At 64.2% G+C, this 15,693-nt stretch carries 13 protein-coding genes; 3 read left to right on the top strand and 10 right to left on the bottom strand.

Translation table 11 applies throughout. The annotated features are described in order from the left end of the window. Nucleotides 1-2: 2 nt before the first annotated feature. A complete protein-coding gene (locus KIT89_RS13055; RefSeq protein WP_297602311.1) occupies nucleotides 3-2,432 on the bottom strand; it encodes a ribonucleoside-diphosphate reductase subunit alpha in 2,430 nt (809 codons plus the stop codon). A 348-nt stretch (nucleotides 2,433-2,780) separates the two neighbouring features. Between KIT89_RS13055 and KIT89_RS13050 the strand changes: the two genes are divergently transcribed. After that, nucleotides 2,781-3,986, top strand: coding sequence for an MFS transporter (locus KIT89_RS13050; RefSeq protein ID WP_297602310.1), 1,206 nt, complete (start codon nucleotides 2,781-2,783; stop codon nucleotides 3,984-3,986). On the opposite strand, the gene KIT89_RS13045 is transcribed toward KIT89_RS13050, so the two are convergent. From KIT89_RS13045 to KIT89_RS13020, 6 genes are all read right to left on the bottom strand, one after another. Then, nucleotides 3,983-4,531 (bottom strand): NADPH-dependent FMN reductase, encoded by a 549-nt coding sequence (locus KIT89_RS13045; protein WP_297602309.1) that lies wholly within the window; start codon nucleotides 4,529-4,531, stop codon nucleotides 3,983-3,985. The two genes, KIT89_RS13050 and KIT89_RS13045, sit on opposite strands and share 4 nt — an antisense overlap. A 52-nt stretch (nucleotides 4,532-4,583) precedes the next feature. Beyond that, nucleotides 4,584-6,125 carry a glycoside hydrolase family 66 protein gene (locus KIT89_RS13040; RefSeq protein WP_297603969.1) on the bottom strand — a complete coding sequence of 514 codons (1,542 nt, stop codon included), beginning with the start codon at nucleotides 6,123-6,125 and terminating at the stop codon, nucleotides 4,584-4,586. 158 nt (nucleotides 6,126-6,283) lie between these two features. After that, entirely contained in the window at nucleotides 6,284-7,414 is a 1,131-nt protein-coding gene (locus tag KIT89_RS13035; protein WP_297602307.1) for a glycoside hydrolase family 15 protein, read from the bottom strand. Continuing rightward, a complete protein-coding gene (locus KIT89_RS13030) occupies nucleotides 7,411-8,253 on the bottom strand; it encodes a carbohydrate ABC transporter permease (protein WP_297602305.1) in 843 nt (280 codons plus the stop codon). Before KIT89_RS13030 ends, KIT89_RS13035 begins: the two co-directional genes overlap by 4 nt. Before the next feature lies 1 nt (nucleotide 8,254). Then, nucleotides 8,255-9,097: a carbohydrate ABC transporter permease gene (locus KIT89_RS13025; protein ID WP_297602303.1), complete on the bottom strand. Its 843-nt coding sequence runs from the start codon at nucleotides 9,095-9,097 to the stop codon at nucleotides 8,255-8,257. A gap of 133 nt (nucleotides 9,098-9,230) precedes the next feature. Continuing rightward, nucleotides 9,231-10,400 (bottom strand): extracellular solute-binding protein, encoded by a 1,170-nt coding sequence (locus KIT89_RS13020; protein WP_297602301.1) that lies wholly within the window; start codon nucleotides 10,398-10,400, stop codon nucleotides 9,231-9,233. Nucleotides 10,401-10,744: 344 nt separating this feature from the next. Here KIT89_RS13020 and KIT89_RS13015 point away from each other — a divergent pair, with 344 nt between their 5' ends. Both KIT89_RS13015 and KIT89_RS13010 read left to right on the top strand, forming a co-directional pair. Beyond that, nucleotides 10,745-11,815 carry an ROK family protein gene (locus KIT89_RS13015; RefSeq protein ID WP_297602299.1) on the top strand — a complete coding sequence of 357 codons (1,071 nt, stop codon included), beginning with the start codon at nucleotides 10,745-10,747 and terminating at the stop codon, nucleotides 11,813-11,815. Between the two features lie 19 nt (nucleotides 11,816-11,834). Next, the gene (locus KIT89_RS13010; RefSeq protein ID WP_297602297.1) at nucleotides 11,835-12,596 is read left to right on the top strand and encodes an alpha/beta hydrolase; all 762 of its coding nucleotides are present in this window, start codon (nucleotides 11,835-11,837) and stop codon (nucleotides 12,594-12,596) included. 6 nt (nucleotides 12,597-12,602) lie between these two features. On the opposite strand, the gene KIT89_RS13005 is transcribed toward KIT89_RS13010, so the two are convergent. The 3 genes from KIT89_RS13005 to KIT89_RS12995 are packed head-to-tail and all read right to left on the bottom strand — an operon-like array spanning nucleotide 12,603 to nucleotide 15,689. After that, nucleotides 12,603-13,379, bottom strand: a complete 777-nt coding sequence (locus KIT89_RS13005) for a siderophore-interacting protein (RefSeq protein ID WP_297602295.1) — start codon at nucleotides 13,377-13,379, stop codon at nucleotides 12,603-12,605. An 11-nt stretch (nucleotides 13,380-13,390) separates the two neighbouring features. Continuing rightward, on the bottom strand, nucleotides 13,391-14,692 hold the full coding sequence (locus tag KIT89_RS13000) for an MFS transporter (protein ID WP_297602293.1): 1,302 nt from the start codon (nucleotides 14,690-14,692) through the stop codon (nucleotides 13,391-13,393). 10 nt (nucleotides 14,693-14,702) lie between these two features. Continuing rightward, nucleotides 14,703-15,689, bottom strand: a complete 987-nt coding sequence (locus tag KIT89_RS12995; RefSeq protein WP_297602291.1) for an aldo/keto reductase — start codon at nucleotides 15,687-15,689, stop codon at nucleotides 14,703-14,705. Nucleotides 15,690-15,693 lie beyond the last annotated feature (4 nt).

Here is a 15,693-nt window from a genome sequence, read left to right as displayed (position 1 = left end):
TGTCACTCCGCTGCCTTCGCGGCGCCGCCGAAGCCGAAGCCCTTGCGCGCGGGCGCGGCGCCTGTCGTGGCCGGTGCCGACGTCGAGCTGGCATTGATCGCCTCGGCCTTGTTCACCTTGACGGTCGACTGCTCGGCGGTGTGCCGCGGCTTCATGTGCAGGTAGTAGGTGGTCTTGACGCCCTTCTTCCACGCAGAGGTGTAGATGTCGATCATGTCGTCGACGTCGCGCGTCTCGAGGTACATGTTGCGGCTGATGGCCTGGTCGATCCACTTCTGTGCACGCGCCGCCACTTCGAGGAAGGCGTAGGGCGAGAGCTGGAAGCTCGTCTTGTAGGCGGCCTTGATCTCGTCAGGAATCGCGGCGATGCCCTGAATGTCGCCCTGGCTGCGCAAGATGTCTTCGCGCACCTTCTCCCACAGCCCGTGCGACTGCAGCGCGGTGACCAGGTTGCGGTTGACCTCGAGAAACTTGCCCGAGCTCGTCGACCGGCTGAAGATCTGCGAGAACTGCGGGTCGAGCCCCGGCGTCGTTCCGGCGACGAGCCCGATGGACGCCGTGGGTGCGATGGCCATGAGGGTCGCGTTGCGCATGCCGCCCTTGACCTTCTCGCGCAGGGCATCCCAGTCGAGGCGGGTGGTGCGGTTCACCTGCACCTCGACGCCGCGGTCTGCCTCGGTGAGGTCGATCGTGTCGATCGGAACGATGCCCTGCGACCAGCGCGAACCTGCGAAGTTCGCGTACGAGCCGCGCTCTTTCGCCAGTTCGGCCGACTCGTCGATGGCCGCGTACGAGACGTGCTCCATGATCTCGTCGATGAGGTCGAAGGCCTCTTCAGAGTCGTACGAGAAGCCGAGCTTCTCGACGACGTCGGTGAAGCCCATGACGCCGAGGCCGATGGCGCGGTTGGTGGTGTTCGCGTGGTCTGCCTCGTCGACGCTCGAGACGGTGATGTCGATGAGGTTGTCGAGCTGGCGCACCGCGAGGCGCGCGCTCTCGTCGATCTTGGCCCAGTCGAGGCCACCGTCGACGAAGTGCTGCGAGAGGTTGATCGACGCCAGGTTGCAGACCGAGATGTTGTCGCGGTCTTGCGGCAGGCAGATCTCGGTGCAGAGATTCGACAGGTGGATCGTGCCCGTGTTGTTGTTGATGGCACGGTTGTTGATCGTGTCTTTCCAGGTCAACCACGGGTGGCTGGTCGACTGCAGCGAGATGAGGATCTGCTTGAACTGCTCGCGCGCACCGATCTTCTTGAACATGTTCAGTTCACCGCGCTCGGCCATCGTCACGTACTCGGCGTAGCGCTTCGAGAAGTCTTTGCCGTACAGCTCGTTGAGGTCGGCGACCTCGAGCGGGTCGAAGAGGTACCAGTCGTCGTCGTTCTGCACGCGCTTCATGAACTCGTCGCTGATCCACACGGCGGTGTTCGCCGTGCGCGTGCGACGGTAGGGGTCGCCCGAGTTCTGACGCAGGTCGAGAAACTCGGGGAAGTCCATGTGCCAGTTCTCCATGTAGAAGCACAGGGCACCGAACTTCTTGCCGCCTCGGCTCACCGCACGCAGCACCGAGTCGATCGTGTGCATGAACGGAATCGGGCCGGTCGACGTCGTGTTGTTCGAGCGGATGGGCGAGCCCTGGGCGCGCAGCTTCGTCACGGCGAGCCCGATGCCCCCCGTGCCCTTGGTGAGCCACATGACGTCGCGCACGCTCTTCGCGATGTGCTCGATGTCGTCTTGCATCTCCATCACGAAGCAGTTCGACAGCTGCGGGTAGCTCGTGCCTGCGTTGACGAGCGTGGAGCCCGCGGCGAGGTATTCGAGCGTCGACATCTTCTTGTAGAACGCGATGGCGTGCGTGGTCGGGTCTGCCTCGTTGAGCGAGAGGCCCATGGCCACGCGCATCCAGAAGTACTGCGGCGTCTCGAGCGGTTCGTTGTTGCGCGCCTTGATGCCGTAGCGGTTGTTGAGGGTGACGACACCGATGTACTTCAGCAGGCCGTCGCTCGCGGGCTCGAGCACCTCGGCGAGCGCGTCGAGGTCGAAGAGGTCGGGAAAGCGGGGGTCGAGGAGAGCCTCGTCGACTCCACGGCGAATGTAGTCGGCGAAGTGCGCGCGGTGCAGCTCACGCAGCTCGGCCGCATTCTCGTAGTCGCCGAGCACTCGCTTGTAGATGGTCTTGAGCAGCAGGCGTGCCGCGACGACATCGAACGCCGGGTCGTCTTTGACGTTCTGCAGGGCGACCTGGATGACCGCCTCGTCGAGCTGCTGCGTCGTGATGCCGTCGAAAAGCGTGAGCTCGAGCTCGCTCGCGATCTGGGTGACCCAGGCGACCTGGTCGTCGAGGCCTTCGGCCGCGCGTTCGATCGCCAGATTGATCTTGTTGGCGTCGTACGGTTCGCGGGTTCCATCTCGCTTGACAACGGTGATGCTCACGTGTGCCTGCTCCCTCGTGCACCGTCGGCCGGCGCGTTCTCTGTGATTCGTGCGATGTCGGTGGCTCATGCCCTGCGATCGGTGCGTTCTCACGCTCGATCGGTCGGAAAAGGCCCGGATTTCCGGGCCGACCGCTCGATTCCCCTCGAGCGGTTCCATCACTATATATCGGGGGTCTGACAAAGTTCACACCCAATATGTAGTGGGCGTGTCGTCCACAGTTGTGCATAACTTCGCGCAGTTATCCCCAGGCTGTCATGGCCCTCCGACATCACCGCTCAGGCCCGTTCTGGCGCCGAAAATGCGCGAGCGAGCATCCCGAAAGAAACGCCCTAGGCTGGTGATCTTGTGAGTGGATACACCGACCTGTTGAGAACGCGCGGCGTGGCGCGCATCATCGCCGCGCAGCTGACCGCGCGGATTCCGTCGGGCATGATCTCGCTCGCCTTTCTCATCCACATCGAGAAGATCTTCGACTCGTACGGCGCCGCCGGCCTCGTGCTCGCGGCGACGAGCGTCGGTCAGGCCATCGCGGGGCCGCTCACCAGCCGGTGGATGGGGCGGCTCGGCATGCGCCCGGTGCTCATCACCACTCTGATCGTGTGCACTGCCGGAATCGCGCTCATCGCCTTCGTCATCATGCCGCTGTGGCTGTTCATGGTCGTCGGCTTCGTCGTCGGCATCTCGACTCCCCCGATTCAGCCCGCCGTGCGCACCATCTACCCCAAGATGGTCACCGGAAGGCAGCTGACCCCCCTGTTCTCGCTCGACGCCTCCGCCCAAGAGATCATCTGGGTGATGGGGCCGGTCATCACCGTCGTGCTCGCCACACAGGTGTCGAGCGTCGCGGCGATCACCGTCGCCGGGCTGTTTCTCGTCGGCGGCGGCATCTGGTTCATCGCGAGCCCCGAAGTCGGCAAAGTGCGCATTCCGCGCAGTCGACGCCGCATCGGGGTCGTGCTCAAGAACCGGGCAGTGCTGCTGGCGACCGCGAGCGGATTCCTGCTCGTCGGCGCCGCGGCGTCGATCGAAGTCGGAGTCGTCGCGGTGTTCGGCGAGGGCGGGGCCGAAGCTGGCATTCTGTTCGGCATCTGGGCCATCGCCTCGCTCATCGGCGGCCTCTCGATGGGGCACTTGCCGATCGGGCCGTGGGCGCTCGCGCGCCGCTTCGCGATCGTGCTCGTCGGCATGGCCATGGCCCCCTTCGCGCTCGAGTTCTGGTGGCTCGCCTTCGCCCTCGTCGTCGCCGGCATCGGGCTCGCGCCCGTGCTCGCCGTCATGTTCGCCATCGTGTCGGCGAGCGTGAAGTTCAGCGACACCGCCGAGGCCTACGGCTGGCTCGGCACGGGCCAGCTCATCGGCGCCGCCCTCGGCTCGGCCATCGCCGGCTTTCTCATCGATGACCTCGGGCCGATCGGAGGCTTCTACGCCGCGATCGCCTTCGCCGCGGCCGGCCTGCTCGTCGCCTCGGTGTTCCACCGCTGGCACCCCGACCTGCGGGGGCGCGACGCGAGCCCGATTCCCGACACCGAGCCGGTGCAGGTGGTCAGCTAGACTTTCCGCAGCGGCCGAAGGGTCGAGGCATAGCGCTCGAGCGCCGCGAGCAACCTGCCGAGCGTGGCGTCGTGCTTCGACTCGGCGGCGAACACGCCATCGGCGACGAGCGACCCCGCGCCGTTGATGGCGACGTCGACGGGAACCCTCACGAGCCCCAGCGTCGCGAGCACCTGATCGAGAGCGGCGGCGGCGCGCAGACCACCGGATGCTCCCCCGTAGGCGACGATGCCCACGGGCTTGCCCTGCCATTCCTGCATGAGGTAGTCGAGCGCGTTCTTGAGCGCTGGGCTGTAGCTGTGGTTGTACTCGGGGCTCACGAGCAGCACGGCATCTGCCTGCTCGACGCGCTCGCTCCACGCGAAGGTGTGCGGTTTCGTGTACGCGCGCTTGCCGGGGTGCGCTGGTTCGTCCATGAACGGCAGCGCGAGCTCGGCAAGGTCGACGAGATCGATCTCGAAACCGGCCTGCTCGGCGTGCGAGGCCGCCCACCGGGCGATCGGCAGGCCGATGCGGCCGGGGCGAACAGAGCCAACGATGATCATGAGTCGAGTCATGCTGGCGGCAACGACGTGAGACCGTCGTCGATTCCCGTTCTCAGCGGATTGCCACCGACTGCATCTTCGCGTTGAGGTCAGTCCTCACCCAACGATCCCAAGGGATGAGAATCACGGTCCACGAGTCGAGCGGAGGAAGCTCAAAGACCATCCCATCCTCGGCAGCACTCAGAGCGTCAGACTGCTCGAACGACACACTCTCGCCTGCCGAGACAATGCTCATCGGCGGAAAGTTGGGCGAGCTCATCACGACGGTGGCGTCGGCTCGCAGCCCGGTGAGGATGAGCCGGGCGCCAACCACAGCGTCGCCGACCAGCTTGGGTGCATCCCAGTCAGTCTCGTGTTGACGCGTCAAGTCGATGAGATGCACAACAAGACCTTCTCCAGTACGAACGACGCGCAGCCACAGGTCGCCAGCCTGCGGCTTTGTAGAGGCGCGCGAGCCATCGGCGAGCACGACGATGACGTCATGGTTGATGCCTCCTGCGAACTGCTCAGTCACCTCCACGGCTTGGGGGTCATACAAGACGTCAGACATGCTCACGATGAAGTCGTACCACCGCACGAACTCTTCTCGATGCTGGTCGCTCAACTCGTGATTGTTCGCATAGTAGGGGCCGGTGAGAAGGTGACCGTCTTCGCCGAGCAACAGTGTCGACCCGCCGCTCGAGCCGGCGACGGCCATGAGGAGTCGGGCAGATTCCAACGACTCCTCGGGCTCGCCCGTGTCGAATGTCGACAAGTAGGCAGCCAGCACGACGGGACGTCGTGGTGCACCGCGGCGAGCACGATCAATGAGCATCGCCAGATCGCCATAACTGTCGTGAGGAGACCACACTTCGATGTAGGTCGCGTGCTGTCGTGACGTCGCCGTCGCCTCTGTTGGGAAGTCATTGACGTTATTGAACATGTACACAGCATGGGGCACCGCATCAGCGACGCCGTCGACGATACCGGCGAGAGCGCTCGCGAGATCAATAACGCTGCCGTCTTGACGAAGGGCGAATTTTGGCCACCCGTAGGCGTCGAGGTGGAAGCCGTCGAGATCCACTTCCGCTTTCGCGTGGCGGAGCTGCCCATAGAAGTGCGACTTCCAACTCTCGTCACTGGGATCTGTCAAGGAGAGAAAGCCTTCCCCCAATCGGTAGGGCATGCCATCGTGGTTGAGCATGAGAGCATGCGCCCATCGGTCTTCTTCGGTCGCCGGAATGGCGTAGACCGCCGCATAGCCCATCGACGACATTCCGGCGGAGCGCAGTGACTGAGCATGCCGGCGAACCACAGACAGCGATCTCTCGAGCCCGAGCGGGTCAACGTACTCCTCGGTCGGTGAGACGAGGTCATCGTGACGATATGCCCAGTCGTAGAACTGCACGTGAGTCGCGTGGATTCGACGCAAGAAGTCCACAACAGGCTCTGCCCGCGCATCGGGGCCTAATGATGCAACGAACGCGTACCTAATTCGCTCGAACTCATGAGACGTGACGTCGACTGCGGTGCGGGCTCCGGCGAATTCAACCGCATAACCTCCCTTGTCGAGTGCACCAAGGCTGACGCGCCGGGCGCGTCGAGCCACAGGCATTGATCGCACTGCCACACCGAGACGGGTGACTGACATCAGGCCTCCGCTGTGGTCACCAAGAATGTCAATCTCGACGACCTCATCGACACGATATGCGCCTCGGTCGGGAATGAGGATGAGTGGCGCGTCAGCCGTTGCGGATCGCTCGATTGCAGAACTCATCGCGCAACCACGCCTCGACCATCAAGCTCTGACTTCGTCTCCATGAGCAGATACTTAGCGTGAGACCAGAGAAGCGGGTCCGCCGCTGTGCCCCAGCGAGCCTCCCACACAGCCACCATCTCCGGAAGCTGAGGTTCATCGACACGCTGCTCAGGCATGAGTCCGTCGTGCCCGGCAGACAGTCTCACCCAGTCGCGTGCTCGCGCATGGGCCTGTTCGTCGCCTTGTCTCCGAGCATGCCATCCGCGCCACGCCGTCAACAGGAGCCACGGGCTGCCTCCGTAGTACTCATCTCCGACATAGCGTCGAACTCCCCCGCTAGACGTCGTCAACTGCTCATCGATCGCGCGCACCGTAGCAACCATCCTCCGGTCATCGAGCGCAACCAGGTTGAATGGAGTCGCCAGGGAGAGCAGACTGGCGTCTACTCGATCATCGTCGGGACCTTTGGTGAACCGTTCTCCGTCAGTGCACAGTTCTTCGATGTCACGAAGAACGCGCTGGGCTTTCAACCTCCACGCCTTCTCGTTCACAAGGTCAGACGCGGCGCGCAGGCCGGCCGCTATCGAGGCGAGGGTCGAAGTGTGGCGCCGATCGCCAAACTCTTCCCAGTAGTCGTAGCACGGCAGTTGCCAGGTCGACGCGAGGTACTCGGCCGCAAGTCGAACTGCACCCGCCTCACGCAATGACAAGGGAGTATCGCGATGAACGATGTGCTCTCGGAACGCGAACAGCCATGTTCCATACCCGTCGAGCTGAAAGTTCGGCCACTCGTCGGCCCCGTGCTCAAGCTCGGTACGACCATTCAAGTGAAAGCGAGTGGGCAACAACAGGCCCTCGTCTATTGACTCATCATTGGCGGCGAGCTGGGTGAGTGCCGTGATGTGCTCTTCATGCCGATGCAGCACCGAGATGACCCACTGGTGGAAGTCTGCAGAAGAACTCGAGTGACCGACTACGTCCATCGCCATCGCGCAGTATGCGCCATCGCGCAGCCAGCCGTATGCATACTGCTCGAAGGTTGGGCTCGCGATGTATGCACCACTCGCTGACTGCCCCTGCTGAATTGTTCGGATGCTTGTGGTGATCAAATCGGCAGGTGCGAGTTGTTGTGTTGAAACGGTCACTGCTTGAGTCCTCCTGTGGTGAGCCCGGCGACGAACTGCCGCTGGAAGATGATGTAGACGACGATGACGGGCAGCACGGCGATGATGGAGGCGGCAAAGACCATGCCCCAATCAGTGCTGTATTGACCGCGGAACAGTGCGATGGCGACAGGAAGAGTTCTTTGAGACTCGTCGTTGAGAGTTGTCAGAGCCCAGGCGAACTCATCCCACGTGCCCAAGAACGCGAAGATGATGCATGTGGCAATGGCGGGTCGCGAGAGGGGAACGATGAGGTTCCAGTAGCGACGCCATAAGCCAGCCCCATCGACAATCATGGCTTCTTCGAGTTCTCGAGGCACTGTCGAGAAGAAGCCCGTGAGGAGAAAGGTGTGAAATGCGAGCGCCGTGCCCACGTAGAACGGAATGAGGCCCGCGGTCGAGTTGAGCAGGCCTAGGTCTCTGGCGAGGATGAACTGCGGAATGATCAGCATCATGGTCGGGAGCGCGAGCCCGATCACGAGAGAAATGAACAGCAGCCTTCGCCCAGGAAACCTCAACCTGCTGAAGGCAAAGGCCATGAGCGAGGCGAGGAAGACGATGAGCAACGTCGATGTCACGCTGACGAACGCGGAGTTGGCGATGTACCGCCCGAGGTCGGCGAGTCGGAAGACATCGACATAGTTCTGCAGCGTCGGCTCTGTGGGAATGATGTCGAGTGGCGAACCGAGCGCCAGCGATCTCGTCTTGAGCGACGTTGAGATCATGTACGCGAACGGGTACACCATGATCGCTGCGATCACGGTCAACAAGATGTATCTGGTCGCCAAGACCCAACGTCGTATCTGAGGTGACTCGACCATGTCAACCACCCTTCCGCTCGCGAGTTGCCAAGTACTGCACTGCAGAGATGGCGAGAATCACGAGTGTCAGGCTGAATGCGATCGCACTGCCATAGCCGAAATTCAGAAACTCGAACGCTTGCTGGTACATGTACGTCAGGGGCACCTGTGTGGCATTCGCCGGCCCCCCTCCGGTCATCAGCAGCACCGAGATAAAGACATTGAAGCCGCCGATGATGAGCAGTATCGAGATCACGATGCTCGCGGGCCGCAGCGCCGGTAGCGCGACGTGTACGAATCGACCCCACCGACCGGCGCCGTCGAGCGCTGCCGCTTCGTGCTGATCTCGAGGAACTGCCGTGAGTGCGGCGAGGTAGACGATCATCGCCCACCCCACGCCTTTCCACACTCCGAGGGCGCCGATCGCAATGAACGCTGTCCAGCGCTCGAGAAACCAGGGAACCGGGGCATCGACGAGTCCAAGCACATCGACAACGATGAGATTGGCCACTCCGGGCCCCGATTGGAACATGTACTGGAATAGGAGCGACACGACGACCCAGCTCGTCACAACGGGCAAGTACAGCAAGACCCGGTAGACGGTTCTTCCGGGCATTGCCCCGTCGAGCAGCAGTGCGAGCCCCAGGCCGATGGACATCTGTAACGGAACCGTGACGACGGTATAGGCACCGGCGTTGACGAGTGCGTCAAGAAACACCGGGTCAGAGAAGGCCTTGAGGTAGTTGTCGAGGCCGATCCACTCGCTGCGCCCGCCCGGTACGGGTGCCCACTTCTGCAGACTGATCAGCGCGGCCTGCACTGTCGGATACACCATGATGAGCACGAACAGCGCGAACCCGGGCATGACGAAGGCATACGCGCCAATCGCTGATCGCCAGCGCCGCCCGGCTGAGGCAGAAGGCGTCAGCCGGGCGACGCGAGATGTCGTCGCGGGGTGGAGTGTCGAATGCGACGTCATTGTGGCCACAACGTCAGTTCTAGCGGTACTCGGCCAGAAGAGCGTCGGCGCCCTCTGCGACCCGGTCGAGCGCTTCTTGAGCGGTGAGCTCGCCGCGTATCGCCTTCCATACCTCCGCTTGCAGCAGTGCGTCGATCTGCGCCCACGCCGGAGTCGCAGGCCGCGCGCGTGCGGTCTGCAGCTGCTCGACGAAGTGCTCGTAGTACGGGTTGATATCGACGAGCGATGCCCCGAGTGACTCGAGCACAGGAATCTGGCCCACTCTTGCCATCTCAAGTTGCACCTCTTCTGAGAGCAAGTGAGAGAGGAATGCGGCTGCTGCAGGCTTGTTGCCACTGCTCTGCGTCATGACGATGCTTTCGCCGCCGACGACCGAAATGCTCCCACCTGCACCGCTCGGCAGAGGTGCACTGGTCAGATCGAAGTCTGGGTACTGGTTGCCGAAGTATGCGAAGGTCCACGGGCCGTCGTAGATCGTCGCGTACACGCGTTGCTCCAGGCCCTCCCATGGGCCGAGTCCGCCACTATCGCCGAGGATGACGTTCGGCACGTTCCCTGCCTGATAGAGCGAAGCGAGTGCTTCGACGCCCCTCACCGACGCAGCGCTGTTGATATAGCCGCTTGCAACACTCACATCGGCATCGGTGATGTCTCCTCCGGCACTCCAGATCCACGGAAGAATGTTCCACCCGCCCGCACCGTTGTCGGCGAACACGAAGATGTCGTCTTCGGCGAGCGTGGCCGCCATGGCGTTCATGTCGTCCATAGTGGAAGGCGCCGTGAGTCCATATTCGCCGAGCAAGCTCGAGCTGTAGAGCATGACTCGTGTGTTCGTGCTCAGCGGAAGCCCGTAGTACTCACCTGCCCATCGGTTCGTCTCGAGCGGGCCCGGGTACACCGTCGAGGCCAACTCGTCGAACTGCTGCATCTCGGCACTCAGGGGCACGAGCACACCCAAGTTGGCGAGTTCGGCGACCCAGCCGATGTCGGCGCGCACGAGATCAGGAAGTTGGTCGCCAGCAGCGGCCGTGACCAGCTTCTGCCGAAGCTCGTCATAGGGAACCGCGAGAGCCTGCACCTCGATGTCGGGGTACTGCTCGTTGAACGCGGGAATGACGATCTCGTCGATCGTCTTCACCTCGGGCGAGTCGGTGGCATAGGCGTGCCAGAAAGAGATAGTGCCCGACATCTCTCCATCGGGCGCCTGAGGCGCATTGTCGGCGCTGCACGCACCGAGCGTGAGCACGGAAACGGCGACAACCGCTACCCCTGCCCGCATAACTGACTTCATCGTGATTGCCTTTCGTCGGAACTTCTTTGTTCACGTTTCACACCCTGTTGGTGCGGTTGGTTTATTGTGCCGTGCAAATAAGTAGCCGTCAATACCCCCGCGGGATGCGATCTGCGGCGCAGTTTGATTGACTTGCGTAAAGAAGGAAGGAGAAGGTGCTGGTGTCGAACGATCAACCGAGTTGGCTGTCGACCGGAGGGGTCTCGCGCAGAGTTGCACTTGAAGTGCTTCTCCATGGCCCTGTGTCGCGCATTGATCTGTCGCGCACCCTGCAACTTTCACCCGCAACACTCACTCGTCAGGTGCAACCGCTCATCGAACAAGGGGTGCTCGTCGAAACCGGAGAGCATATCGCCGGGCAAACTGGCAGGCCGGCTCGGCTTCTCGATGTCGCGACGGGCAATCAGTACTTCGTGGGCGTCAAGCTGACCGACCGCAGAGTCTCTGCAGTGCTCACTGACCTTCGGGCCGAGATCATTGCATCGTGCGTGCGCGAATTGCCGTCGCATGCCGCAGACGACGCTGCGGAGACAATTTCGCAGTGCGTGCGAGACCTGGTGGATGACACGGGTAGCACTCCCGTGAGAATCGGCATCGGCCTCGGGGGCACGAGTCCAGACAACAGAATGGTGAGTTCGGCACCATTCCTGGGGTGGACCGGAGTTGATCTCGCGAGTGCTGTCGAAGCGCACACGAACACCCCTACGCTCGTCGAGAACGATGTGACCGCGTTCATGGAGTACCAAAACTGGTTCGGAGAAGGTGCGGGAACATCGCAGTTCGCCGCCATCACCATCGGTGCAGGCGTGGGCTACGGCCTGGTGATGGATCGACGCGTCATCGTGACGCGAGACTCGTCGGTTGGACTCGTCGGGCATTGGCCGCTCGACCCCCTCGGCCCGTTGTGCCCTTCGGGTCACCGTGGTTGCGCAATGAGCATCCTGACGCGGTACGCGCTTGAGCAACGCGCTTCGGAGGTTCTGGGGCGACCGTCGACGCTCGAGGAGTTTCTTGAGCAGTGCAACGAGCACACTGGGCTTCGCAGTGTCGCTGCCTACACGGCGCGCATGCTCGGTCATCTCGTGGCTGCTGTCGCCAACCTGACGATGGCAGAGGTCATCGTTCTGGGCGGCGAAGGAATCGATGTGATCTCGCATGCAACAGACGAACTCAGAGCCGGCGTTCTCGAACATCGAGACCCACGAGCCGGGGAGGTGCGGCTGGCATTGACTGACGGAGACGACACCGTGTGGTGCCGAGGAGCGGCTGCGATCGCTATTCAGGCGCATGTTCTGGGTGGGAACGAGATCTGAATCTCGATACCCTCGGCGCATGACGACCGTCACCCTGCCCAGACTGCTCTGGGGCGACCCCGAGTCTCACCGACGCGCACTGCTCGTGCACGGCCTCGGCTCGTCCGCGCACACGACGTGGCGCCTCGGCGAAGCGCTGGCCGAGCGCGGCTGGTCGGCGACGGCCGTCGACCTGCGGGGTCACGGTGAGGCTCCGCGAGCATCCCGCTATCGCATCGCCGACTTCGCCGCCGACCTGTCGGCGACGCTTCCCGATGCAGCCCCCGGCTGGCACCTCGTCGTGGGGCATTCGATCGGCGCTGCCGCGGCCGTGGTTGCCGCAGCCGATGACGCTGCGTGGGCCGGCCGACTCGTGCTGCTCGACCCCGCGCTGACCGTGGACGCCGCCCAGCGCGCCCGCACTCTTGACGGCCAGACCAACGCTCACCTGCACGCGACGGTCGAGTCGACTCGCGCCGAGAATCCGTCGTGGCACCCGCTCGACGTCGAGCTGCGGGTGCGTGCGACGAGGGCGGCGTCGCTGCACGCGTTGCAGCACGCGGTGCTCGACAACCCCGACTGGGATGTTGCGGCTCGCGTTGCCGAGCTCGCGTGCCCCACGCTCGTCATCGCGGCCGACCCGACCATGAGCGACTTCTTCCGCGGCGACTTCGCCGAGCAGGTGCGCGCGTCGAACAGCCTCGTCGAGCAGGTGGTCATCGATGGCGCGGGGCACAGTGTGCATCGCGATGCTCCTCAGGCGACGATCGCGGCGCTCGACGACTGGCTCGCCCGAACCTGAGCCTGCTCAGTCGGCCGTGCGCCTCCAATAGCCCTTGACGACGGCCCGCTCGACGTCGATGCCCCAGCGCCCGAGCAGTGCTCGGACCGGTGCGACGATCGACTGCTCGCCGCACGCGAAGACGAAGCGCTCGGCAGCGTCATCGGGTGCGGGCAACGATGCGAGTGCGGCGACGAGCGCCGCGCTCGGTCGGTCTGCATCGGGGGTCAGGATGCTCACGCGCAGCCCCGGCGCGGGCTCGATGCCGAGCGATGCGGGGTCGTGCCGTGTCTCGAGCAGCAGGTCTCCGGTGATGCCGGGGCCGAGCATGGCCAAGTAGCGGCGCACGGCGGGCAGAGCGCTGTCGTCTGCGGCGAGCACGACGTGCCCCGGTTCGCCCGCCAGCACGACCGAGCCCTTGGGTCCCATCACGACGGCCGCAGACCCGAGCGGAGCCCGCGCCGCCCATGCTCCGATGACGCCGAGTTCAGCGCCGGGGTCTCCGTGCACGAGCACATCGAGGTCGAGGTAGCCCAGCTCGACGTCGTGGTCGACCACCGTCTCGGTGCGAGATGCACCGAGCGGGATTCCGTCGCTGTCGAGGTCGACGGCACCGCCTTCGGGGCTTCCGACGACGACGCGCACGTGGTCGCCGCCGCCAGGGGCGACGAACCCTTCGAGCTCGCCGGGCTGCGCTTCGACCATGCGCAACCGAACATAGCCGGGCGCGAGCGTCGTGCGAGCGGCCAGTCGCAAGTGCCGCACCGCGGGCGGAAAGGGATATCGGGTGAGGGTGTATGGCATGGTCGCCGCCATCAGGCCGTCGGCACGATCGGCACAGCGCCGGTCGTCGCGGGCGGCGCGTCGCCGTTGTCGACTTCTTCGGGGTTGGGCAGAGACATGAGAAACCGGTAGAAGATGAGAGCGAGAACGATGATGCCGGCGCCTCCGACGATCCACGGCACGGTGAGATCGATGATCGAGAGCAGACCGCCGAGCATCGTGCCGATCGGAATGCTGCCCCACAAGAGCGTTCGCCAGGTTCCGTGCACGCGCCCGAGCAGTCGACCCGGAATGATCGATTGGCGCAACGACATCATCAAGATGTTCCACACCGTCGTGGTCGCCGCACCGAGCGCGAAGAGCACGACGGCGATGTATGGCACGGGAAACACCCCGACGAAGAGCAGAAAGATGCCCGAGAGCAGGTTCATCGCCGCCATGACCGGCCCGAGCCTGAAGCGCCCTGCGAGTCGAGACGCCACGAGCGTGCCCAGCAGCCCGCCGACGGCACCGGAGACGAGAAACAGCCCGAACCCCGCCTCGGGAATCTCGAGCGTCTGCAGCACGAAGAGCACGAGTGTGGCGCTCGAGGCCGAGAACAGCAGCGCGACCGGAATGCTGAAGAACCACAGGGTGCGCAGCATGCGATTGCCCATGATGAAGTTCCAGCCGTCGACGAGCTGTCGGCGAAACGGCACCGCTTCGTGCGCATCGGCCGTTCGAAACTGCTTTCCCGATGCGAGCGACGGCAGGAGGGCGGCGAGAATGACCGCGATGCCGAAGATCGCCACGAGCCCGCCGAGCGGAATGAGCACGGCGATCGCGAACAGCGCAGAGGTGAGGGGCGCTGCGGCGAAGTTCTGCACCACGAGCTCGGCGCCCTCGATGCGGGCGTTCGCCCGCGAGAGCTGCGCCTTGGGCACGACGCTCGGCACGACGGCACGAATAGCGCCGTCGTAGAGCGTCTCGCACGCGCCGTAGATGAAGATGACGAGAAAGAGCCACCAGATCGTGAGCGTGTTCGACGCGACGAGCACGACGAGCACGACTGCGAGCACCGTGCGCACCCCGGCGGCGAGCGCGAGTGCGAGCCGCCGGTCGATGCGGTCGATGACGATTCCTGAGGGCAGGGCGAAGAAGAGCCACGGCAGCATGGCGATGGCCCCGACGCCCGCGATGAGCACGGGGTCATCGGTCAGGCGAGCGGCCAGCAGCGGGGAGGCTGTTCGAGCGATGCCGTCGCCGAGGCTCGAGGCCAGATTCGCGGTGAAGACATTCGCGAATGTGCGGCCGAGGCCGCGCCGCGCAGTCGGGGCTGAGGCGCCGTCGTTCATAGGCGAGAAGCTACCAGCGCTCGTGCACCGCAGCCCTGAAGTAGCGGTCGTAGAGGTCGACCACGCGAGCGTGAAACTCTGCGCCCAGGTCTGCCACGTCACCGGCGGCAGCGTTGTCTCGCGCCTGCTCGGGCGTGCGTGCACCGGGAATCACGGTGCTCACCCCGGGCAGCTGTGCCAGCCAGGCGAGCGCGGCCGTCGCGGGGGCAAGATCGTGCTCGGCGGCGAGCGCCGAGAACTCTCTCGCCGCCTCGACCCCGGTCTCGAAGTCAACGCCTGCGAAGGTCTCGCCGATGTCGAACTTCGAGCCATCGCGGTTGTAGGTGCGGTGGTCGTTGGCGGCGAAGACGGTGTCGCTCGTGTACCGGCCGCTCAGCAGCCCTGATGCGAGGGGCACTCGAGCGATGATGCCGACGCCGGCGGCCTGCGCGGCGGGCAGCACCTCGTCGAGCGGCTTGAGCCGAAACGCGTTGAGCACGATCTGCACGGTCGCCACATTCGGTCGAGCGATGGCGGTGAGCGCCTGGGCCGATGTCTCGACGCTCACACCGTAGTGACGAATCTTGCCCTCGGCGACGAGCTGGTCGAGGTCGTCGTAGACGCGATCGATCGAGTAGACGGCGGTCGGCGGGCAGTGCAGCTGCACGAGGTCGAGCGTGTCGACGCCGAGGTTGCGCAGGCTGCGCTCGTTCCAGGCGCGAAAGTTCTCGGTCGAGTAGTTCTCAGGCTCTTGCGGCAGTCGGCGGCCCATCTTGGTGGCGACGAAAATGCCGGCATCAGGATGCTCGCGCAGGTACGAGCCGATGATCGACTCGCTACGGCCATCGCCATAGACGTCTGCCGTGTCGAAGATGGTGACGCCTGACTCGACGGCCGCGTCGAGCACCGCGTGGGCATCTTTCTCGCTCACGTCGCCCCAGTCGGCGCCGAGCTGCCAGGTTCCGAGGCCGAGTGTCGAGACGGTGGCGCCGGTGCGGCCGAGTTGTGCAGTCTTCATGCTC

This window comes from Microcella sp. (assembly GCF_025808395.1).
Classification (GTDB): Bacteria; Actinomycetota; Actinomycetes; order Actinomycetales; family Microbacteriaceae; genus Microcella.
The sequence above is the reverse complement of the archived record's forward strand: the minus strand, read 5'-3'. Positions and strand labels throughout refer to the sequence as shown.

Coding starts and splice junctions, on each gene's coding strand:
- KIT89_RS13020 (WP_297602301.1), bottom strand. CDS start 10,400: ATGTCGGGCACTATCTCTTTCTGGCACGCCTATGCCACCGACTCGCCC.
- KIT89_RS13040 (WP_297603969.1), bottom strand. CDS start 6,125: ATGCCTGTGGCTCGACGCGCCCGGCGCGTCAGCCTTGGTGCACTCGAC.
- KIT89_RS13000 (WP_297602293.1), bottom strand. CDS start 14,692: ATGAACGACGGCGCCTCAGCCCCGACTGCGCGGCGCGGCCTCGGCCGC.
- KIT89_RS12995 (WP_297602291.1), bottom strand. CDS start 15,689: ATGAAGACTGCACAACTCGGCCGCACCGGCGCCACCGTCTCGACACTC.
- KIT89_RS13030 (WP_297602305.1), bottom strand. CDS start 8,253: ATGGTCGAGTCACCTCAGATACGACGTTGGGTCTTGGCGACCAGATAC.
- KIT89_RS13025 (WP_297602303.1), bottom strand. CDS start 9,097: ATGCCCGGGTTCGCGCTGTTCGTGCTCATCATGGTGTATCCGACAGTG.
- KIT89_RS13010 (WP_297602297.1), top strand. CDS start 11,835: ATGACGACCGTCACCCTGCCCAGACTGCTCTGGGGCGACCCCGAGTCT.
- KIT89_RS13005 (WP_297602295.1), bottom strand. CDS start 13,379: ATGCCATACACCCTCACCCGATATCCCTTTCCGCCCGCGGTGCGGCAC.
- KIT89_RS13045 (WP_297602309.1), bottom strand. CDS start 4,531: ATGATCATCGTTGGCTCTGTTCGCCCCGGCCGCATCGGCCTGCCGATC.